General features: G+C 71.9%; 1 pseudogene. It reads right to left on the bottom strand.

Annotated features, from left to right (window positions below):
- A pseudogene (locus MKK63_RS11865) lies at positions 1-438 on the bottom strand (oxidase); the annotation flags it as partial.

Below are 438 nucleotides of genomic sequence, written 5' to 3'. Positions count from 1 at the left end.
CGACCACGTTGCGCATGTAGCCGGCCGGGTTCCAGCGCGGCGACATCGGCTGCGTGCCGCCGTCGTTGCCGGTCGCGCGGACGCGCAGGGCATGCGGCCCCGGCGCCAGATCGGCCTCGGCGGTCCAGGTGCGGAAGGCGTGGCGGCCGAGATCCTGGCCGAGCCGAGCCGGGCTCCAGGTCCGGCCGTCGTCGGTGGAGACCTCCACCGCCTTGATGCCCGAGCCGCCGTCGAACGCGATGCCGCGCAGGCTCACCCGGCCTGCCTTCACCTGCGCACCATCCGCGAGGTTGGTCATGAAGGAGCGGACGTTGAAGCGGCCGATCGGCACGGTCCTGTCGGGCGCCTTGCCGGGCTCGGTGCAGGCACAGGCATTGTCGGGGATGCGGTAGGCGCTCTTCATCCAGAAGCCCTCGAAGGGCGTGTCGAGCACCGTGA

This window comes from Methylobacterium sp. J-088 (assembly GCF_022829295.1).
Lineage (GTDB): Bacteria > Pseudomonadota > Alphaproteobacteria > Rhizobiales > Beijerinckiaceae > Methylobacterium.
The sequence above is the reverse complement of the archived record's forward strand: the minus strand, read 5'-3'. Positions and strand labels throughout refer to the sequence as shown.